At 70.1% G+C, this 18,626-nt stretch carries 18 protein-coding genes; 3 read left to right on the forward strand and 15 right to left on the reverse strand.

Features of this window, described 5'->3' with window-relative positions:
* Positions 1–133 precede the first annotated feature (133 nt).
* From fabG to FHP08_RS07050, 6 genes are all read right to left on the reverse strand, one after another.
* The gene (gene fabG / locus FHP08_RS07025) at positions 134–910 is read right to left on the reverse strand and encodes a 3-oxoacyl-ACP reductase FabG (RefSeq protein WP_147703636.1); all 777 of its coding nucleotides are present in this window, start codon (positions 908–910) and stop codon (positions 134–136) included.
* Positions 907–1,845, reverse strand: coding sequence for an ACP S-malonyltransferase (gene fabD, locus FHP08_RS07030; protein WP_147703637.1), 939 nt, complete (start codon positions 1,843–1,845; stop codon positions 907–909). Before fabD ends, fabG begins: the two co-directional genes overlap by 4 nt.
* Before the next feature lie 71 nt (positions 1,846–1,916).
* Positions 1,917–2,897, reverse strand: a complete 981-nt coding sequence (locus tag FHP08_RS07035; protein ID WP_187272197.1) for a beta-ketoacyl-ACP synthase III — start codon at positions 2,895–2,897, stop codon at positions 1,917–1,919.
* 18 nt (positions 2,898–2,915) lie between these two features.
* A complete protein-coding gene (plsX, locus tag FHP08_RS07040) occupies positions 2,916–3,989 on the reverse strand; it encodes a phosphate acyltransferase PlsX (RefSeq protein WP_147703641.1) in 1,074 nt (357 codons plus the stop codon).
* A gap of 44 nt (positions 3,990–4,033) precedes the next feature.
* Complete coding sequence (rpmF, locus tag FHP08_RS07045; RefSeq protein WP_147703642.1) at positions 4,034–4,216, reverse strand: 50S ribosomal protein L32; 183 nt, start codon at positions 4,214–4,216, stop codon at positions 4,034–4,036.
* A 161-nt stretch (positions 4,217–4,377) separates the two neighbouring features.
* Entirely contained in the window at positions 4,378–4,941 is a 564-nt protein-coding gene (locus tag FHP08_RS07050) for a YceD family protein (RefSeq protein WP_147703644.1), read from the reverse strand.
* Positions 4,942–5,001: 60 nt separating this feature from the next.
* Here FHP08_RS07050 and FHP08_RS07055 point away from each other — a divergent pair, with 60 nt between their 5' ends.
* On the forward strand, positions 5,002–5,607 hold the full coding sequence (locus tag FHP08_RS07055) for a Maf family nucleotide pyrophosphatase (RefSeq protein WP_187272198.1): 606 nt from the start codon (positions 5,002–5,004) through the stop codon (positions 5,605–5,607).
* Positions 5,604–6,428, forward strand: coding sequence for an SAM-dependent methyltransferase (locus FHP08_RS07060; protein ID WP_225879056.1), 825 nt, complete (start codon positions 5,604–5,606; stop codon positions 6,426–6,428). The genes FHP08_RS07055 and FHP08_RS07060 overlap by 4 nt, the downstream gene beginning before the upstream one ends.
* On the opposite strand, the gene FHP08_RS07065 is transcribed toward FHP08_RS07060, so the two are convergent.
* The 4 genes from FHP08_RS07065 to FHP08_RS07080 are packed head-to-tail and all read right to left on the reverse strand — an operon-like array spanning position 6,364 to position 9,490.
* A complete protein-coding gene (locus tag FHP08_RS07065) occupies positions 6,364–7,386 on the reverse strand; it encodes a S49 family peptidase (RefSeq protein ID WP_147703648.1) in 1,023 nt (340 codons plus the stop codon). The genes FHP08_RS07060 and FHP08_RS07065 overlap by 65 nt on opposite strands.
* A 10-nt stretch (positions 7,387–7,396) precedes the next feature.
* Positions 7,397–7,831 carry a Rieske (2Fe-2S) protein gene (locus FHP08_RS07070; RefSeq protein WP_147703650.1) on the reverse strand — a complete coding sequence of 145 codons (435 nt, stop codon included), beginning with the start codon at positions 7,829–7,831 and terminating at the stop codon, positions 7,397–7,399.
* Between the two features lie 5 nt (positions 7,832–7,836).
* Positions 7,837–8,499, reverse strand: coding sequence for an HAD-IA family hydrolase (locus FHP08_RS07075; RefSeq protein WP_147703652.1), 663 nt, complete (start codon positions 8,497–8,499; stop codon positions 7,837–7,839).
* Between the two features lie 4 nt (positions 8,500–8,503).
* On the reverse strand, positions 8,504–9,490 hold the full coding sequence (locus FHP08_RS07080) for an RluA family pseudouridine synthase (protein WP_225879057.1): 987 nt from the start codon (positions 9,488–9,490) through the stop codon (positions 8,504–8,506).
* Between the two features lie 661 nt (positions 9,491–10,151).
* Between FHP08_RS07080 and FHP08_RS07085 the strand changes: the two genes are divergently transcribed.
* A complete protein-coding gene (locus FHP08_RS07085) occupies positions 10,152–13,298 on the forward strand; it encodes an Rne/Rng family ribonuclease (RefSeq protein WP_147703654.1) in 3,147 nt (1,048 codons plus the stop codon).
* A gap of 136 nt (positions 13,299–13,434) precedes the next feature.
* On the opposite strand, the gene FHP08_RS07090 is transcribed toward FHP08_RS07085, so the two are convergent.
* From FHP08_RS07090 to FHP08_RS07110, 5 genes are read right to left on the reverse strand one after another with little or no spacing between them, the layout of a single operon-like run.
* Positions 13,435–14,517, reverse strand: a complete 1,083-nt coding sequence (locus FHP08_RS07090; RefSeq protein WP_147703656.1) for a formate dehydrogenase subunit gamma — start codon at positions 14,515–14,517, stop codon at positions 13,435–13,437.
* Complete coding sequence (locus FHP08_RS07095; RefSeq protein WP_147703658.1) at positions 14,514–14,780, reverse strand: hypothetical protein; 267 nt, start codon at positions 14,778–14,780, stop codon at positions 14,514–14,516. Before FHP08_RS07095 ends, FHP08_RS07090 begins: the two co-directional genes overlap by 4 nt.
* A 3-nt stretch (positions 14,781–14,783) precedes the next feature.
* Positions 14,784–15,404, reverse strand: a complete 621-nt coding sequence (gene fdh3B, locus FHP08_RS07100) for a formate dehydrogenase FDH3 subunit beta (protein ID WP_147703660.1) — start codon at positions 15,402–15,404, stop codon at positions 14,784–14,786.
* A 38-nt stretch (positions 15,405–15,442) separates the two neighbouring features.
* Positions 15,443–18,391, reverse strand: coding sequence for a formate dehydrogenase subunit alpha (locus tag FHP08_RS07105; protein WP_147703662.1), 2,949 nt, complete (start codon positions 18,389–18,391; stop codon positions 15,443–15,445).
* 16 nt (positions 18,392–18,407) lie between these two features.
* A complete protein-coding gene (locus tag FHP08_RS07110) occupies positions 18,408–18,614 on the reverse strand; it encodes a formate dehydrogenase (protein WP_147703664.1) in 207 nt (68 codons plus the stop codon).
* Between the last annotated feature and the right edge of the window lie 12 nt (positions 18,615–18,626).

The following is an 18,626-nucleotide window of genomic DNA, read 5'->3' on the forward strand; positions in this document are numbered from 1 at the left end:
CTCGCCGGCGCGGCGCGATTGTATAGCACTTCGGTCGGTCATTAGGCCGCTCGATGCGCCCCCGGGTGATCCTGGGCAACCGGAAAATCCCGGCAACCCGGATCGAACGCTCTCGATCTTCCGCGAACGTCCTTTATTCCATGTACATCCCGCCGTTTACGTGCAGCGTGACCCCGGTGACGTAACCGGCCTGCGGGCCCGCCAGGAAGGCGACCGCGTCGGCGATGTCCTCGGGCTGGCCGAGCCGGCCGGCCGGGATCTGCTGCAGCAGCGCGGTGGTCTGCTGCTCGTTCAGCGCGCGCGTCATGTCGGTGTCGATGAAGCCGGGCGCCACGCAGTTGACCGTGATGTTGCGGCTGCCGAGCTCGCGGGCCAGCGCCCGCGTCATGCCGGCCACGCCGGCCTTGGCCGCCGCATAGTTGGCCTGGCCGGGATTGCCGCTGGCGCCGACCACCGAGGTGATGTTCACGATGCGGCCATACTTGGCCTTCATCATCGCGCGCATGACCAGCCGCGACATCCGGAAGACGGCGCTCAGGTTGGTGTCGATGACCGACTGCCATTCCTCGTCCTTCATCCGCATCGCGAGGTTGTCGCGCGTGATGCCAGCGTTGTTGACCAGGATGGCGACGGGGCCCTTTTCCTTCTGGAGGGCCTCGACCAGCGCTTCGCAGCGGGCGGCGTCGTTCACGTCCAGGGCCTCGCCGCGCCCGGCCACGCCGGCGGCAGCGAGCCCTTCGGAGATGGACGCGGCGCCGGCAGCGCTGGTGGCGGTGCCGATCACGAAGGCGCCACGGCCGCCCAGCTCGAGCGCGATCGCGCGGCCGATGCCGCGCGAGGCGCCGGTGACGAGGGCGATCTGGCCTTCCAGCGGGCGGCTTGCGTTCGGGGGGGGCGTCGAAACGTTCATGCGAGTTCCTTGAGCGCGCTTTCGAGCGAGGCGGGATCGTGGACCGCCGAGACTGCCAGCGACTTGTCGATGCGCGACACCAGGCCGGCGAGGACCTTGCCGGGCCCGAACTCGATGACCCGGGTCACGCCCATGGCCTTGAGCTTCTGCACGACCTCGACCCAGCGTACCGCATGCGAAGCCTGCCTGACCAGCGCGTCGCGGATCCGGGCCGGATCGGTTTCGACGGCCACGTCGACATTGTTCACCAGCTGGAAGGCCGGCGCGCGCAGCGCGATGCCGGTCAGCGCATCGGCCAGGCGGCGGCCGGCCGGCTCGAGCAGCGACGAATGGAAGGGCGCCGATACCGGCAGCGGCAGCGCGCGCTTGGCGCCCAAGGCCTTGGCCCGTTCGCAGGCGCGATCGACTGCCGACTTGTGACCGGCGATCACCACCTGCGAAGGGGCGTTGAAGTTGACCGGCTCGACCACTTCGCCGGGCTGGCCTTCGACCGCCTCGCGGCAGGCCTGCGCCACCACGGCGTCGCCCAGGCCGAGGATGGCCGCCATGCCGCCCTGACCGACCGGCACCGCCTCCTGCATGGCCTGCGCGCGCAGCCGCACCAGGCGCACCGCGTCGGCCGCATCCAGCGAACCGGCGGCGGCCAGCGCGGTGTACTCGCCCAGGCTGTGACCGGCCACCGCCTGGGGCTCAGGGCCGCCGGCCTCGCGCCAGGCCCGGTAGCAGGCCAGACCGGCGACCAGCATTGCCGGCTGCGTGTTGACGGTGAGCGACAAGGCCTCGGCCGGCCCCTCGGCGATCAGCGTCGACAGCGGCTCGCCGAGCGCGGCGTCGGCCTCGGCCTGCAGCGCGCGCACCGCCGGCGACGCAGCGAAGCCGTCGAGCATGCCGACCGACTGGGAACCCTGGCCCGGGAAGACGAAGGCAAGCGTCATCGTGTTCTCGTGATGTGTCGTTGGTGTTCGTGCGCGTTCGCCGGAGCGCGCCGCCCGCGGGGGCGGCCGGATCACATCCGGGCGAGCACCGCGCCCCAGGTGAAGCCGCCGCCCACGCCTTCCATCAGCACGTTCTGGCCCGGCCAGATGCGCCCGTCGCGGATCGCGACGTCGAGCGCGAGCGGCACCGATGCGGCCGAGGTGTTGGCATGACGGTCGACCGTGACCACGACCTTGTCCGGGTCGAGACCCAGCTTGCGCGCGGTGGCGTGCAGGATGCGGACGTTGGCCTGGTGCGGGATCAGCCAGTCGATGTCGGCCAGCGTGAGGCCGGCGGCCTCGACCGTTTCGCGGGCGACCGAATCCAGCACCGAGACGGCCAGCTTGAAGACCGCCTGGCCGTCCATCGTGAGGAAGGGATGGCCGGTGATCGCGCCGCCGCTGACGTGGCCGGCCGTTCGCAGGATGTTCTCGTGGCGGCCGTCGGCGTGCAGCTTGCTGGCGACAATGCCGGGCTCTTCGGACGCCGCCAGCACCACCGCGCCGGCGCCGTCGCCGAAGAGCACGCAGGTGCCCCGGTCGGACCAGTCGAGGATGCGCGAGAAGACCTCGGCGCCGATCACCAGCGCGCGATTGGCGGCCCCGGTGCGGATCATGGAATCGGCCACCGACATCGCGTAGGCGAACCCGGTGCAGACCGCCTGCACGTCGAAGGCCGCGCCGCCGGGGGCGCCGATCGCCTTCTGCACCAGGCAGGCGGTGCTCGGGAACACCCAGTCGGGCGTGGACGTGGCGACGATGATCAGGTCGATGTCGGCAGCCGGGATTCCGGCTGCGGCGATCGCCGCACGGGCGGCTTCGGTGGCCAGCTGGCTGCTGCCGACATGCGCTTCGGCCAGGTAGCGCTGGCGGATGCCGGTGCGCTCGACGATCCAGCTGTCGGAGGTCTCGATGCCGCGCTCGGCGAGCCGGCGAACGAGCTCTGCGTTGGTGACCGGCTGGCCGGGCAGGCAGCTGCCGGTGCCGACGATCTTCGCGTAGCGGGGTTTCATGGAGCGATGGGCCCCCATTCAGTTCTGCCCGGCGGCCGCGACCGGATCGGGAAGCTGCGCGGACGGCCCGCCGGCGCGCATGCGCGCGAGCGTTTCTTCGATCCGCTGCAGCAGGCCGTTGCGCGCAGCATCGTAGCCGCGCTGCAGCGCAACTTCGAAGGCGTAGGCATCGGCCGAACCATGACTCTTGATGACGACGCCGCGCAGGCCGACCAGGCTGGCGCCGTTGTAGCGGCGATGGTCCAGGCGCTTGCGGAAGCGCCGCAGCACCGGATACGACAGCAGCGCCATCAGTCGGGTGAAGACGTGACGCTTGTATTCCTCGCGGATGAAGTCGCCGAGCATCTTCGCGAGGCCCTCGGAGGTCTTGAGCGCCACGTTGCCGACGAAGCCGTCGCAGACCACGACGTCGACCGTGCCCTCGTAGATGTCGTTGCCCTCGACATTGCCGCGGAAATTGAGCGTGCTGGCGCGCAGCAGCTCGGCCGCCTGCTTGACCGTGTCGTTGCCCTTGATCAGTTCTTCGCCGATGTTGAGCAGCCCCACCGTGGGCCGATCGGCGCCGCCCAGCGCGGACACCAGGGCCGAGCCCATGATGCCGAACTGCAGGTAGTGCTCGGGTTCGCAGTCGACGTTGGCGCCGAGGTCCAGCACCGTGGTGGTGCCGCCGGTGCGGTTGGGCATCTGGGTGGCGATCGCCGGCCGGTCGATCCCTTCGAGGGTCTTCAGCACGAAGCGCGAGACCGCCATCAGCGCGCCGGTGTTGCCGGCGCTCACGCAGACGTCCGCCTGGCCTTCGCGCAGCAGCCCAACGGCCACGCGCATCGACGAGTCGCGCTTGCCCCGCAGTGCAACCTGCAGCGAGTCGTCCATCTCGACGACCTCGGAGGCGTGGCGGATCTCGAGCCGGTTGCGCAGCGGCGACGAGGCCGGGGCGCCGGCTTCGATCAGCGCCTGCTCGATCCGGTCGGACATGCCCACCAGCAGGAGCCTTGCATCGGACGCGTGGCGCAGGAACGACAAGGCAGCCGGGATCGTGACCGGCAGGCCGTGGTCGCCCCCCATGCAGTCGATCGCGACGCGAACGCTCATCCGGCTCTCAGGCGATCCGGTCGGGCGACCCGGATGCGGAGGGCTTACTCGTCGGCCTTGGTCTTGACGACCTTCTTGCCGCGGTAGAAGCCGTTCGGGCTCACGTGGTGACGCAGGTGAGCCTCGCCGGTGGTGGGCTCGACCGCGAGGGGGGGATTGCTGAGGAAGTCGTGAGCGCGATGCATGCCACGCTTGGAGGGCGACTTCTTGTTCTGCTGGACGGCCATGATAGGTCCCTGATCTGTACCGAGAAGAAGGTAATCTGTGGAAAAAGACTAATCTTCAATTATATCAGCATATTGCGGCCCGAAGCGATGCGTGCGTGCAATCGCGGACAGCGCCCGGATCCGGGGCAAGCGCCTCCCCGCTCGATCGGCCTGGCTTCGCGTCAACGGTCCCGCTTCTTCAGCTCGGTCAGCGCCGCGAACGGATTGGCTCGCGCCTCGTCCTGAGACGGCACCGCGGCCTGGCCCGGGTCCGGATCGCCGGCCTCCACCGGCAGCGAGCAGTTTTCGTGCCGCGCGATCGGCGGGAGCGACATGATCGCCTCGTCTTCGATCAGCTCGCCGAGGTCGAAGCGCGCCCCGCCCACCAGGACGTCGAGCTCCGACTCCTCGGTGTCCTCGCGCGCCGCCTGCGCCTCGCTGCCCACCAGCCGGAAGCCCCGATCGACGTGGACCGCCACCGACGCATCGCCCAGGCAGCGCACGCACTGCATCGCCACGCGGCCGTCGACGCCCAGATGCAGGAAGTCGTCGTGCCCGCCGTCGGCGCGCTGCCTGCGCTCGCCGCGGACCCGCCAGACGAGGCCCCCCTCGTCGCGGCTGAGCAGCGAGGCGAGCCGCTCCAGGCTGCGTACGGCGAAGCCGCCGTCGAGGGTGCGGCCGGTGCGGGCCAGCTCGCGACTGTCGACGATAAGCGGCAGGCGGTGCGTGTCCGAAGTGTTCTCCATGCTTCAATGATAATGGGCGCGCTCCCTTTTTGGCCGCCCTTCCTCAGCATGTCGACCCCGATGCCCGCATTGATCCTGGCCTCCACCTCGCCCTATCGCCGCGAACTGCTGGGAAGGCTCGGCCTGCCCTTCGAGACCGTGGCCCCGCAGGTGGACGAAACTCCCATCGCCGGCGAGACGCCCGCCGCCGCGGCGCGCCGCCTGGCGCGCGCCAAGGCCGAGGCGGTGGCGGCGGCGCTGCCCGCCGCCCGGGCGGACGCGCTCGTCATCGGCTCCGACCAGACCGCCACCCTCGACGGCAGGCGGATCATCGGCAAGCCGGGCGGCCACGAGCAGGCCCGGGCGCAGTTGCGGGCCGCATCGGGTCGCGAAATGGTCTTCCACACGGCGCTGGCGCTGCTGCGCCGCTCGGACGGTCTCGTCGACGAGCAGCTCGTGCAGACCCGGGTGCGCTTCCGCGAGCTGTCCGACACCGCCATCGAGGCCTACCTGACGGCCGAGCGCCCCTACGACTGCGCCGGTTCGGCGAAGGCCGAGGGGCTCGGCATCGCCCTGCTCGCGTCGCTGGACGGGCCCGACCCGACCGCGCTGATCGGACTGCCGCTCATCGCGCTGACCGGCGCCTTGTGCCGGGCCGGCCTGCCCCCGATCGGCGGCCTGCGATGAGCAGCGCCGCGCGCCCCGGGCGCCTTTTCCTGATCCCCACGCCGCTGGGCGCCGCGAGCGAGCCCCAGGGGGTGCTGCCGGCCGACACGCTGGCCGCGGTGGCGAGGCTGGACTGCTTCGTGGTCGAGAACGCGAAGACCGCGCGCGCCTTCCTGAAGGCGGCAGGCACCGACAAGCCGCTGCAGGCGCTCGAGATGGCGGAGCTCAGCGAGCACACGCCGGCCGCGGCGATCCCGGGCCTGCTGGCCCCGCTCCTGGCCGGCCGCGACCTGGGCCTGCTCTCCGAAGCCGGCTGCCCGGCGGTCGCCGACCCCGGCGCCGCCCTGGTCGCAGCCGCCCACGAGGCCGGCATCGAGGTGGTGCCGCTGGTCGGGCCGAGCTCGCTGCTGCTCGCCCTGATGGCCTCCGGCCTGAACGGGCAGCGATTTGCCTTCGCCGGCTACCTGCCCGCGCAACCGGGCGGCCGCGTCGCACGGCTGCGCGAGCTCGAGCGCCGGTCGGGGGACGGCGACGAAACGGTCCTGTGGATCGAGACGCCGTATCGCAACCGGCAGGTCTTCGAGGCCGCGCTGGCGGTGCTTTCGCCGGAGACGCGGCTCACCGTGGCGTCGCAGCTCACGCTCGGCGAGCAGGCGGTAGCCACCCGCCGGGTCCAGGATTGGCGCACGGCGCCGCCCGAGCTCCCGCGCGAGCCGACGGTTTTCGCGATGCTTGCCCCGCCGGGCACGGGTCCGCGACGGACGCCCGGACGCGCCGTCAGCGAAGCGACCAGCCCGACGCCTCGACGCCCAGCACCCGGGCGAGGGTCTCGCCGGCGCTAGCGCCGACCCGCCTGGCCAGCTTCTCGGCCAGGTTCTGGCGCGGCGAGAAGTCGACGATGTCCTCGGCCTTGATCACGTCGCGCGCGACCGATGCGACCGAACCCAGGCCGTCGGCCAGCCCCAGTTCCACGCTGCGCTCGCCGGTCCAGACGAGCCCGCTGAAGAGGTCCGGATCGTCGGCGAGCCGGTCCGCCCGACCCTCGCGCACATTGGCGATGAACTGGGCGTGGACCTGATCGAGCATCCGCTGCGCGTGCGCGCGCTGCGCTTCGGAAACCGGCGAGAAGCTGTCCAGGAAACCCTTCTTGTCGCCCGCCGTGAGCAGCCGGCGCTCGACGCCGACCTTGTCCATGGCGTCGACGAACCCGAAGCCGCCCATCAGCACGCCGATGGAACCCACCAGGCTGGCCTTGTCCACGTAGATCCGGTCGGCGGCCGCCGCCACGTAGTAGCCGCCCGACGCGCCGACCTCCTCGATGACCGCGTACAGCGGCGTGTCCGCATGCTTGGTGCGCAGCCTGCGGATCTCGTCGAAGATCAGGCCCGACTGCACCGGGCTGCCGCCCGGGCTGTTGATGCGCAGCACCACGCCGGCCGTCTTGCCGTCCTCGAAGGCCGCCTGCAGGGCCGGCAGGATCTTGTCGGCCGAATTCTCGCCGTCGGCGTCGATCACGCCGTCGACGTCGATGAGCGCGGTGTGCCGGGTCGCGGTCTTGACCACGTCGCCTGCGAACCATCCGCCGAAGGCCAGCAGCACCACGCTGATCCAGGCCAGGGTGAGCAGCCGCATGAAGATGGTCCAGCGACGCGCGCGCTTGCGCTCGGCCAGCGTCTCCAGGACCAGCTTCTCGAGCACGCCGCGCTCCCAGGCCTGCTCGGCGTCGGCGCGCGCGCGGCGCGCGCTCGCTGCGGACGGGTCGTTGTCGGCGGGATCGTCGAAATCGTAGGGCTTGCTCATCGTTCGCTCGTCAGCTGCTTCGGCCTTGCGGGCCCGGATCGGCCCAGATGATGCCATCGCGCTCGCATACCGTTACCGGCTCGAGGGCCTTGCCGCGACAGGGTCCGCCGACGCAACGGCCGGTGTCGGGCTCGTAGGTGGCGCCGTGGGTGGCGCAGATCAGCAGCAGGCCGCTCTCGTCGAAGAACTTGCCCGGCATCCAGTCGAGCTCGACCGGCACGTGCGCGCAGCGGTTCAGCCACGCGTGCACACGGCCATCGTAGCGCACCGCGAAGGCCTGCGGCGCGGGCGACCCGGCGCGCGAAGCAGGCAGCTCGAAGCGCACGCCATCGCCGCCTTCGGCGAGCGCTTCGCTCGCGCAGACGCGGATCCAGCCCTCGAGGGGCGCATCGCGTTCGCCGGACGCCCTCGGCAGCGCCGACGCTCCGGAGTCGAGGTCCGCCATCGGGCTCACCGTATCCAGCCGAGCAGCACGTCGCGCAGCTCGGCCACCGAATCGACGACAGCGAGCGCGGGCTCGCGCACCAGCTCCTCGCGCGGGTGGGCGCCGTAGGTCACCGCCACCGCATCGGAGCCCGCCGCGCGGGCCATCCCCAGGTCGTGCGTGGTGTCGCCGATCATCAACGCCTCGGCGGCCTCCAGGCCGAGCTCCTCGCAGATGTCGCGCAGCATCCACGGATCCGGCTTCGGGATGCCCTCGTCCGCGCAGCGAGTGGTGAGGAAGCGGCCGGTCCAGCCCATCTGGTCCAGCGCCCGGTTCAGCCCGGCCCGCGACTTGCCGGTCGCGACCGCCAGCCAGGCGCCCGCGCCGGCCAGCTCGTCCAGCAGGGCCGGCACGCCCTGGAAGGCCTCGAGGGCGGCGTCTTCCTTCAGGTAGTGGTAGCGGTAGCGCTGTACGTACAGGGGCATCTGCTCGCGCGCGATCGACGGCACCGCGCGATGGATCGCGTCGAGCAGCCCCAGCCCGATCACGTGCGAGGCCTGCTCGCGACTGGGCACCGGCAGCCCGAGGTCGGCGGCCGAGGCGCGGATCGCATGGACGATCGCGGCGGTGGAGTCGACCAGCGTGCCGTCCCAGTCGAAGACCACGAGACGATAGCGTCGAGAGGGCATGAGTTCAGCGTTCCATTTCGGGCAGGGAATCGACTCCGCCCGCATTGAGCATCTCGGAGAAGCTCTCGGGCATTGGCGCCGTGAGCGTGAGCGGGCGGCCGGATTCCGGGTGGCGCAGCGACAGCGACGCGGCATGAAGATACATGCGCCGAAAGCCCTGCGCGGCCAGCGCCCGGTTGAGGCGATAGTCGCCGTACTTGTCGTCGCCCGCGATCGGATAGCCGGCGTGGCTCAGGTGCACGCGGATCTGGTGGGTCCGGCCGGTCTCGATCGTGGCCTCGACCAGCGTGAAGTCGCCCAGGCCCGCAAGCGTGAAGCGCGCGAGTCCACGCACCCGGGTGATCGCGTCCTGCCCTTCGGCGTGGACCGCCACCCGGCGGTCGCCGCCTGGCGCGGGCATCCGCCGCAGCGGCGCATCCAGGGTCTTGCTGCGCAGCGGCCAGCTGCCCGAAACGATCGCCAGGTAGCGCTTGGTCGGCGAGCGCTCGCGCCACTGCGCCTGCAGCGCCAGCAGCGCGGCCCGCCGGCGGGCGATCACCAGCACCCCCGAGGTCTCCCGGTCGATCCGATGGGCGAGCTCCAGGAAGCGTTCCTCGGGGCGCGCGGCGCGCAGCCGCTCGATGACGCCGCTCGACACGCCGCTGCCGCCGTGCACCGCCACCGCCTCGGGCTTGTCGATGACCAGCATCCAGTTGTCTTCGTGGAGGACCGGCAGGCGCCTGGCGAGCGCGGCGCGCGTCCGCAGCGCCTGGCCGGGCCCGGCGGCATCCGGTTCCTCGGGCGGGACTGAGGCAGGCGCCGCGACCCGGACCGGGGGAATCCTGACGAGGTCGCCAGTTTCCAGACGGTAATCGGCGCCTCGGCGCCCGCCGTTGACGCGCAGCTGCCCGCTGCGGATCAGCCGGTAGACGTGGCTCTTGGGGACGCCCTTGCACTGGCCGACGACGAAATTGTCCAGTCGCTGGCCGGCGCGATCGGCGTCGATTTCCACGATCCTGACGGCAGGCGCGGGCCCGCCGGGCCGGTCCGCCCTTTTCCTGGGGCTGTCCACGTTGGTATACTCGCAAGGTCGTGCGCGATCCGGGTCTTCCGGAACCGCGCCGTCGAGCCGGTCTTCCGCTTCCGGCGCCCTGTCCAGGCCCGCTTCAGCGTCCTGTCTTTCGGCGTCCGGCTGTCCGGGCTTGCCGATCGCCGCCGTGGGCGCAGTTCCTACGCACCGGGGGTTCTCCAGGTCCGGACCGAAACGGTCCCGGCTCAACGAGCGGATTGTACCGGTCGAATGCCGGCACGAGCGGCACCCCACGGGTCGCGGACACGACGGAACGAACATGAAACCGCGGTTCCCCTGCCCCACCCCGGGCGAGGAACGCGGGACGATGCGGAATATCCAGAAAAGAGAGCAGCGGGCGCCGGCCACAACCGCCGACGCCCCGACCAGTACGGTTCCCGAACCCTTGTCTGCGCACCCCACGTCCGACGATCCCGGGTCATGCCCGGCGTTTTCCGGCGCGCGCTCACCGGTGGATTGCCGGCGCGTGTAGCGCCGGTTCGCTCGCGGCCGACCTGAGCATCCTCTTTCGCTGCTTCCGTTCGCATCGGCCCGCTGGCCGAAGCGCGCCGCCACGCAACTGGCGCGCAACGGAGTCATTTGCATGAAGCGAATGCTGTTCAATGCCACGCACTCGGAAGAGCTGCGCGTGGCCATCGTCGACGGCCAGAAGCTGATCGACATCGACATCGAGTCCGCGGGCCGCGAGTCCCGCAAGAGCAACATCTACAAGGGGGTCATCACCCGCGTCGAGCCCAGTCTCGAGGCCTGCTTCGTCAACTACGGCGAAGAACGCCACGGCTTCCTGCCGTTCAAGGAGATATCGAAGGCCTTCTTCAAGGCCGGCGTCGACGCGTCGAAGGCGCGCATCCAGGACGCGATCTCCGAAGGCATGGAGGTCATCGTCCAGGTCGACAAGGAAGAGCGCGGCAACAAGGGCGCCGCGCTGACCACCTACATCTCGCTGGCCGGGCGCTACCTGGTCCTGATGCCGAACAATCCGCGCGGCGGCGGCGTTTCGCGCCGCGTCGAGGGCGAGGACCGGCAAGAGCTGCGCGAGACCATGGACAAGCTGCAGCACCCCTCCGGCATGAGCCTGATCGCCCGCACCGCGGGCATCGGTCGCACTGCCGAGGAACTGCAGTGGGACCTGAACTACCTGCTGCAACTGTGGACCGCGATCGAGCAGGCGGCAGGCTCCGCGCCGGGTCCCTTCCTGATCTACCAGGAATCCAGCCTGGTCATCCGCGCGATCCGCGACTACTTCTCGCCCGACATCGGCGAGGTCCTGATCGACACCGACGACATCTACGAACAGGCCCGGCAGTTCATGGTCCACGTGATGCCGGACATGGTCAGCCGGGTCAAGCGCTACCGCGACGACACGCCGCTGTTCTCGCGCTTCCAGATCGAGCACCAGATCGAGACCGCGCATTCGCGCCTGGTCCCGCTGCCCTCGGGCGGCGCAGTGGTCATCGACCACACCGAGGCGCTGGTCGCGATCGACGTCAACTCGGCGCGCGCCACCCGTGGCTCCGACATCGAGGAAACGGCGCTGCGCACCAACCTCGAGGCCGCCGACGAGGTCGCTCGCCAGATGCGCCTGCGCGACCTGGGCGGCCTGATCGTCATCGACTTCATCGACATGGAGAGCGCCAAGAACCAGCGCGAGGTCGAGCAGCGGCTGAAAGACGCCCTGCACTACGACCGCGCGCGGGTGCAGACCGGCAAGATCTCCCGCTTCGGCCTGATGGAGCTGTCGCGCCAGCGGCTGCGCCCGGCGCTGGTCGAGGGCTCGCACATCACCTGTCCGCGCTGCAACGGCACCGGCGTGATCCGCGACATCGAGTCCTCCGCGCTGCACGTGCTGCGCGTGATCCAGGAAGACGCGATGAAGGAGAGCACCGCGGCGGTCTACGCCCAGGTGCCGGTCGACGTGGCCACCTACCTGCTCAACGAGAAGCGCAGCGAACTGAACAAGCTCGAAGCGCGGCTCAAGGTCGAGATCGTCCTGATCCCGAACAAGCACCTCGAGACGCCTCACTACCGGACCGAGCGCCTGCGCCACGACGACGACCGGCTGGCCAACTACAAGGCCAGCTACGCGCTGGCCGAGGCGCCCGAGGAAGAGGAAACCTACCTCGATCGCAAGCTGGAAGCAGCCAAGCCGCGCCAGGAAGCGGCGGTCAAGGGCATCCGGCCCGAACTGCCTCCCCCGGCTCCCGCGGCCGCCCCGGCCAGCGCGCCGGCCGCGACGCCGGCTCCGGCGGTGCGCCCCGTCGCCGCCGCACAACCCATGCTCGGCGACGACGGCCTGCTCGGCAAGATCCTCGGCTGGTTCCGCAAGAAGCCGGCCAACGAGGCCGAGGCGACCCCGGCCACCCGCCCGGCCGCGGCCCCTGCCGCGGGCGGCGCCGAGGGTCGACGGACTCGAGAGGGCCGTGAAGGCCGCGGCGGTCGCGGTCGGCGCGAAGGCCGTGAAGGCGGTGAAGGGCGGGAAGGCCGTGAAGGGCGTGAGGCTCGCGGCCCGCGTCCGGCATTGCCGAACGGCGGCGAGGGCGAAGGCCGTCGTCGAGGCGGCCGCCGCGAGGACCGGGAAGGCCGTGAGGATCTCGACCGCGGGACACGCGGCGAGCGTGCGGAGCGTGGCGAGCGCCCGGAACGTGGCGAACGTGCCGAACGTCCGGAACGTGGCGAACGTGTCGAGCGTCCCGATCGTGCCGAACGTGGCGAACGTGTCGAGCGTCCCGAACGCGCCGAGCGACCGGAGCGTGGCGATCGCCCGGAGCGCGGTGATCGTGCCGACCGCCCGGAACGAGGCGAGCGTCGTCGTGGCCGAGGTCGCGACCTTGCGCGCCCCGAAGGAGAGGTCGCCGGTGAGGTGCCCGCTGCCGAGACCGATCGTCTGGCCGCCGCCGCGGCAGGCGTCGCCGGTGCGGCCGCCGTTGCCGAGGACATGCAGGTCGGGCGCCCGGTCGTCGAGCCCCTCGAGCAGGCATCCCTGGCCACAGCGTCCGGCGGCGCCGAGGAAGGCGCAGACATCGAAGCCCCGGAGGCCGATGAGGCAGCTGGCGAGGAGCGCCGTCGTCGCCCGCGTCGCCGTCGCGGCGGACGCCGCGCCGAGGGCGCTCAGGCCGAGGCCGCGGTCGACACGGGTGAAGAAGGTGCTGCCGTCGAGGCGCCCGTCGCCGAGCCTGCGGCCGCCGTCGAGCCGGTCGCGATCGAGCCGGTCACAACCAGGCCGCCGGTCGTCGAACCCGGCGCGCCCGCTTCCGCCGCACCCGCTGCTCCAGTCGAGCGTGCCACGGCCGAACCGACTGCGCCGGCCCCCGTCGCCGTAGCCGCCGCCGAGCCGGCACAAGCCGAGGTGCAGGCGCTCCGCGCCGCCGACGAGCCGGCGGGGCCGGTCGTGCTTCAGTCGAGCCTGCCCTTCGGCGGCGCCGCACCGACAGTCGAGGCAGCGCGCGCGGAAGCCCCCCGCGTGGACGCCCCGCTCGCGGTCGAGCCCACTCCGGCGCCGGCCGAAGTCGTCCCGAAGCAGCGACTCGAGGCGATCGTGGAGAGCGCCGGCCTGCAGTGGGTCGAAACCACGGCGCCAGCCCCGGCCGTCGAACCCGAGTTCGTCCCGCCGCCGCGGCCGGCGCGCAAGCGCAAGCCGCGCACGGTGATCGCCAACGAGCCGCTGCAACAGGTCGAGACGGCGGCGTCCCCTGCGGACAAGCCGAACGACGAAGGCCAGCAGGCGGGCTGAGCGCTCGGTGCCGGAGTGCGCCCTGGCCGGGCGCACCAAAGACGAAGGGGCCGCTCCGGTAAAGGAGCGGCCCCTTTTTCGTGTCGACCTGCGCGGGACTCGCCAGCGGCCTCGTGTTCCCGGCCGGCCTCGGGAATCAGCCCTGCCTGGGTTGGGCGACCGCCGCCGGCGGCAAGGCGGAGCCCTCGGAGCGCACCGCCGGGATGCGACCGGCCTTGATGTCGTCGTACCAGTACTCGTGGTGCTCCTTGGCCCAGGTCTCGTCGACATAGCCGGTCTTCATCGCGTCGAGCGCGCCCTGCATGCCGATCGTGCCGATGTAGATGTGGCCGGCGATCATGGCCATGAACAGCATCGCGGCGCCGACGTGGATCCACCATGCGTCCTGCATCAGCGAGCGGGTCTGCCCGAAGTTCGGGAAGTCGAGGATGAAGCCGGTGGCGCCGACCACGATCCCCAGCAGCACGACGCCGCCCCAGAAGATCATCTTCTCGCCTGCATTGAAGCGATGACTGGGGACATGGCCGCCCTTCGTGAACAGGCCGCCCGCCTTGGCGAACCACTGCAGGTCATAGGCCTTCGGGATGTTGTCCTTCACGAACATCAGGAACATCGCGATGGTCGTGGCTGCGAACAGCGGACCCACGAAGTTGTGCGAGGTCTTCGACATGATCGCGAGCCACGAGAACGGCACCGGCCCGAACAGCGGCAGGAGCACGTGCTTGCCGAACAGCAGGACCAGCCCGGTGATGGCCAGCGTGACGAAGCAGGCGGCGTTGGTCCAGTGGATCGCCCGCTCGACCACGGTGAAGCGTTCGATCCTGCGGCCGGATTCGGGCTCGCTCAGGCGGATCGTGCCGCGCAGCAGGTAGAAGGCCGCGATCAGCGCCAGCACGCCCACCAGGAACCAGCCGCCGCCCTGGGTCATGGGCCCGTTGCGCAACTCGCGCCAAGGCTCGCCGCCCGGATCGATCAGCACCCCGCCTTCGTTGGCCGGGAGGGTGGTGTAGTGGGTTTCACCGGAATTCACCGCCCGCCAGACCGGCGCGTTGTTCAGCGGCTGGATCTTCTGCCGCGCCGCCTGGTCGTCGCGGGTGACCTCGAAGATGTTCGCGCCTTGCGGACCCGCCGCCGCGCCTGCCGGCGGCTGCTGCTGAGCCGACGCGGTGGCGGCCAGCAGGCCGAGTCCCAGCGCGAGCGCGCGGATCGCCTTGTTCATCTGGCAGCCCCTCCTCCGATGCGAACGTTCTCGTTCTGCCCCTGCATCCGCGCCTGGAGCGCGGACTCCCAGCTCGCCTTGTCGCCGCGAGTGAAGTTGCCCGCCTGATAGGCGACCGCATCACCGCTCCAGGGCTTTGTGTCGTGCTTGACCGTCGTGCCGGGTACCTTGGCGGCGGCGGCGTCCTGAGGCTTCTCGCCGCAGGCCGCCAGGCCGGCGGCAAGGGCCAGCGCGGTCACGGAAACGAAAATGGATCGCTTCATGGCTCAGCTCCCTTGCCGGGCCGGCGCGCCCTGCTGCTGGCCGGGACCGTAGGCGGTGCCCCAGCCCCAGACTTCGGCGCCCTTGCCGCGCGTCAGGACACGCTGCCGGTAGATGTTGGCGACGATGTCGCCATCGCCGCCCAGCAGGGCCTTGGTCGAGCACATCTCGGCGCAGGCCGGGAGCTTGCCTTCGGCGAGACGGTTGCGGCCGTACTTCTTGAACTCGGCCTCGGAGCCGTCCTTGTCGGGGCCGCCGGCACAGAAGGTGCACTTGTCCATCTTGCCGCGCATGCCGAAGGCGCCGGCCTGCGGGAACTGCGGCGCGCCGAACGGGCAGGCGTAGAAGCAGTAGCCGCAGCCGATGCACAGGTCCTTGTCGTGCAGCACCACCCCCTCGTCGGTGCGGTAGAAGCAGTCGACCGGGCACACCGCCATGCACGGTGCGTCGGAGCAGTGCATGCACGCGACCGAGATCGAGCGCTCGCCAGGCACGCCGTCGTTGATCGTGACCACGCGCCGGCGGTTCACGCCCCAGGGCACCTCGTGCTCCTGCTTGCAGGCGGTGACGCAGCCGTTGCACTCGATGCAGCGTTCGGCGTCGCAAAGAAACTTCATTCGGGCCATCTTTATTCCCCTTGTTCCTTTCTATCGCGCGATGCGGGTCAGGCGGTGAACTTCTCGACCTGGCAGATCGTCGTCTTGGTCTCCTGCATCATCGTGACCGAGTCGTAGCCGTAGGTCGTCGCGGTGTTCACCGCTTCGCCGCGCACGACCGGCGAGGCGCCCTCCGGATAGAACTCCTTCAGGTCGCGGCCCTGCCACCAGCCGGCGAAATGGAAGGGCATCCAGCAGGTGTCCGGGCCCACACGCTCGGTGACCAGCGCCTTGACCTTCAGTCGCGCGCCGGTCGGCGTGCTCAGCCAGACGTACTCGCCATTGCGGATGCCACGGTCGTTCGCCGCCCTCGGGTTGATCTCCACGAAGGAATCCTGCTGCAGTTCGGCGAGCCAGGGGTTCGACCGCGTCTCGTCGCCGCCGCCTTCGTACTCGACCAGTCGCCCCGACGACAGGATCAGCGGGAACTTCTCATGCAGCTTGTTCTCGACGTTCTTCTGCTGCAGCGACTTGTACAGCGTGGGCATGCGCCAGAACTTGGTCTTGTCGTCGTGCGTCGGATACTTGGCCACCAGATCGGGGCGCGTGCCGTAGATCGGCTCGCGGTGCTGCGGGATCGGGTCGGGGAAGTTCCAGACCACGGCCCGGGCCCTGGCGTTGCCGAAGGGATAGCACCCGTGATTCTTCATGACGACTCGGATGATGCCGCCCGAAGAATCGGTCTTCCAGTTCTTGCCTTCGGCCGCCTTCTTCTCGGCGTCGGTCAGCTCGTCCCACCAGCCCAGCTTCTTGAGCAGCGCGTGGTCGAACTCGGGGTAGCCGGTCTGGATCTCCGCGCCCTTGGAGTGCGAGCCGTCGGCCGCCAGCAGGGAGACGCCTTCGCGCTCCACGCCGAAGTTCGCGCGGAAATTGCCGCCGCCGTCCATCACGTGGCGGTCGGTCTGGTACAGGTTCGGCGACCCCGGGTGCTTGAGTTCGGGAGTGCCCCAGCAGGGCCAGGGCAGCCCGAAGTAGTCGCCGTCGCACGGCCCGCCGTTCGCGCGAAGGGTCTTCACGTCGAAGGTGTTCATGTGCTTCATGTGGAGCTTGAGCCGCTCCGGCGACTGGCCGGTGTAGCCGATGGTCCAGATGCTGCGGTTGACCTCGCGCAGGATCGATTCGATCTCGGGCTCGTTCCACTCGATCCCGTGCTTGCTCTGCTTGATCAGCTTGTAGTTCTTCGACAGCTGCTCGCCAAAGCCCAGGCGCTCGGCCATTGCCTGCATGATCGTGTGATCGGGCATGGACTCGAACAGCGGCTCGATGACCTTTTCGCGCCACTGCAGTGACCGGTTCGACGCGGTCGCGGAGCCCGAGGTCTCGAACTGCGTGGCCGCCGGCAGCAGGTAGACCGCGCGGTTGGGGTTGCGGTCCTTCGGGTCGCCCGGCATGGCGGCCATGGCAGCGGTCGCCGACGGATACGGATCGACGACGACCAGCAGGTCCAGCTTGTCCATCGCGCGTTTCATCTCGACGCCGCGCGACTGCGAGTTCGGCGCATGGCCCCAGTAGATGACGGCGCGCAGGTTGCTCGGCTGGTCGAGCGCCTCCTTGGGCTCGAGCACGCCGTCGATCCACCGCGACACCGTCGTGCCGGACTTGGTCATCATGCCTTCGGCGAACTGGCTCTTGATCCAGTCGTAGTCCACGCCCCAGACGGCCGCGAAGTGCTTCCAGGAACCCTCGGCGACACCGTAGTAGCCGGGCAGCGAGTCGGGGTTGGGGCCGATGTCAGTCGCGCCCTGCACGTTGTCGTGGCCACGGAAGATGTTCGCGCCGCCCCCGGGCACGCCGACATTGCCCAGCGCGAGCTGCAGGATGCAGGAAGCGCGCACCATGGCGTTGCCGATCGAGTGCTGGGTCTGGCCCATGCACCAGACCAGTGTGGACGGCCGGTTCTTGGCCATCATCTCGGCGGCCTTGTAGATGACCTCCTCGGGGCAGCCGGTGGCCTCCTCGACCTTGTCCGGCGTCCACTTGGCGAGGACGTCCTCGCGGACCTTGTCCATCCCGTAGACGCGGTCGTTGATGTACTTCTGGTCTTCCCAGCCGTTCTTGAAGATGTGGTACAGGATGCCGAACAGCACCGGCACGTCGGTGCCGGAGCGGAACCGGATGTAATGGTCCGCCTTGGCCGCAGTGCGGGTGAAGCGAGGGTCGGCGACGATCATCTTCGCGCCGTGCTCCTTGGCGCTGAGCATGTGCAGCATCGACACCGGGTGGGCCTCGGCCGCATTCGAACCGATGTACAACGCGCATTTCGTGTTCTGCATGTCGTTGTACGAGTTCGTCATCGCGCCGTAGCCCCAGGTGTTCGCGACACCCGCCACCGTGGTGGAGTGGCAGATCCGCGCCTGGTGGTCCATGTTGTTCGTGCCGAAGAACGACACGAACTTGCGCATCAGGTACGACTGCTCGTTGCCGTGCTTGGACGATCCGATCCAGAAGGTCGCGTCGGGACCCGATTCCTTCTTGATCTGCTTGAGCCTGTCGGTGATCTCGTCGAGCGCCTGCTGCCAGCTGATCCGCTGGTACTTTCCGTCGACCAGCTTCATCGGGGCCTTGAGGCGGTACTCGCCGTGACCATGCTCGCGGATCGACGCGCCCTTGGCGCAGTGCGCACCCAGGTTGATCGGCGAATCGAACACCGGCTCCTGGCGAACCCAGACGCCGTTCTCGACCACGGCATCGATCGCGCAACCCACCGAACAGTGGGTGCACACGGTGCGGCGGACCTCGGACTTCGTGCCGCCGGCCGCCTGCTGGGCCTGGGCGGGGCGGATCATGCCGGCCGACATGCCGGCCACGGCGACACCCGCGCCGGCACCGACGCCCGAACGCTTCAGGAAGCTGCGACGATCCATCGTCGCACCGAAGGCCGCCCCGACGCCGCGGGCGAGACTCGCGGCGAGACCGCCCGCTGCCGGCGAACCGGCCGATTTGCGCTGCAGTTGCATGGTGGGCCTCCTGTGCTCAGACCAAGGTGGTGCGGTAGTAATGCCGGATGTGGTCGGTGACGTGATAGCCGCCACCGCCCTTCGCATGCTTTTGCGGCTGCGGCGCCTGTTCGCCCGCGGGCAGCGAGCCCTTGCTGGCGAGCACCGCCGCGCCGGCTGCGCCGGCCGCGCCCGCGCCCATCAGGAAACCCCGCCGTCCGGAAACAGGCTTTTTCGCTTTCATCGCGTCACTCCT

This window comes from Zeimonas arvi, from assembly GCF_008039575.1.
Lineage (GTDB): Bacteria > Pseudomonadota > Gammaproteobacteria > Burkholderiales > Burkholderiaceae_E > Zeimonas > Zeimonas arvi.

Bases quoted from the DNA above. Each gene is read 5' to 3' on its own strand.
- fabG (WP_147703636.1), bottom strand. From the start codon at position 910: ATGAACGTTTCGACGCCCCCCCCGAACGCAAGCCGCCCGCTGGAAGGC.
- fabD (WP_147703637.1), bottom strand. From the start codon at position 1,845: ATGACGCTTGCCTTCGTCTTCCCGGGCCAGGGTTCCCAGTCGGTCGGC.
- FHP08_RS07035 (WP_187272197.1), bottom strand. From the start codon at position 2,897: ATGAAACCCCGCTACGCGAAGATCGTCGGCACCGGCAGCTGCCTGCCC.
- plsX (WP_147703641.1), bottom strand. From the start codon at position 3,989: ATGAGCGTTCGCGTCGCGATCGACTGCATGGGGGGCGACCACGGCCTG.
- rpmF (WP_147703642.1), bottom strand. From the start codon at position 4,216: ATGGCCGTCCAGCAGAACAAGAAGTCGCCCTCCAAGCGTGGCATGCAT.
- FHP08_RS07050 (WP_147703644.1), bottom strand. From the start codon at position 4,941: ATGGAGAACACTTCGGACACGCACCGCCTGCCGCTTATCGTCGACAGT.
- FHP08_RS07055 (WP_187272198.1), top strand. From the start codon at position 5,002: ATGCCCGCATTGATCCTGGCCTCCACCTCGCCCTATCGCCGCGAACTG.
- FHP08_RS07060 (WP_225879056.1), top strand. From the start codon at position 5,604: ATGAGCAGCGCCGCGCGCCCCGGGCGCCTTTTCCTGATCCCCACGCCG.
- FHP08_RS07065 (WP_147703648.1), bottom strand. From the start codon at position 7,386: ATGAGCAAGCCCTACGATTTCGACGATCCCGCCGACAACGACCCGTCC.
- FHP08_RS07070 (WP_147703650.1), bottom strand. From the start codon at position 7,831: ATGGCGGACCTCGACTCCGGAGCGTCGGCGCTGCCGAGGGCGTCCGGC.
- FHP08_RS07075 (WP_147703652.1), bottom strand. From the start codon at position 8,499: ATGCCCTCTCGACGCTATCGTCTCGTGGTCTTCGACTGGGACGGCACG.
- FHP08_RS07085 (WP_147703654.1), top strand. From the start codon at position 10,152: ATGAAGCGAATGCTGTTCAATGCCACGCACTCGGAAGAGCTGCGCGTG.
- FHP08_RS07090 (WP_147703656.1), bottom strand. From the start codon at position 14,517: ATGAACAAGGCGATCCGCGCGCTCGCGCTGGGACTCGGCCTGCTGGCC.
- FHP08_RS07095 (WP_147703658.1), bottom strand. From the start codon at position 14,780: ATGAAGCGATCCATTTTCGTTTCCGTGACCGCGCTGGCCCTTGCCGCC.
- fdh3B (WP_147703660.1), bottom strand. From the start codon at position 15,404: ATGGCCCGAATGAAGTTTCTTTGCGACGCCGAACGCTGCATCGAGTGC.
- FHP08_RS07105 (WP_147703662.1), bottom strand. From the start codon at position 18,391: ATGCAACTGCAGCGCAAATCGGCCGGTTCGCCGGCAGCGGGCGGTCTC.
- FHP08_RS07110 (WP_147703664.1), bottom strand. From the start codon at position 18,614: ATGAAAGCGAAAAAGCCTGTTTCCGGACGGCGGGGTTTCCTGATGGGC.